The 301-nt window shown below is 78.4% G+C and carries 1 protein-coding gene; it reads right to left on the bottom strand.

Going from position 1 to position 301, the window contains the following annotated elements; genetic code table 11:
- Positions 1-301, bottom strand: a 301-nt coding sequence (locus SSBG_RS20155) for a 4-alpha-glucanotransferase (protein ID WP_037870229.1), incomplete at both ends; no start/stop codon positions are given.

Here is a 301-nt window from a genome sequence, read left to right as displayed (position 1 = left end):
CGCGTTGAAGGCGTCGGGCGGGGCGCCGACGGAGATCCCGGCGGCGAAGACGTCGCGCTGCGCCCAGGCGTCCGAGCCCTCGGGGTGGACGCCCACGGCGAGGTCGTGGACGAGGCCGACGCGCATCCCGGCCTCACGGGCGGTGCGCTGGGCCGCGCGGAGTTGTTCCTCCGTGAGCCAGGCGAGGTGGCGGTGGAAAGCGACCCGTCCGGCGAGTTCGCCGCGCGCGCGGGCGGTGGCCGCCGAGCGCGGGTCGTCGAGGCCCTCCGGCCAGGCGGCGCGGTCGGGTCCGTGCGTCTCC

Origin of the sequence: Streptomyces sp. SPB074 (assembly GCF_000154905.1) — a bacterium.
In the GTDB taxonomy this organism is placed as follows: Bacteria; Actinomycetota; Actinomycetes; order Streptomycetales; family Streptomycetaceae; genus Streptomyces.
Note: the sequence above shows the minus strand (reverse complement) of the source record. Positions and strands in the feature narration are given on the sequence as shown.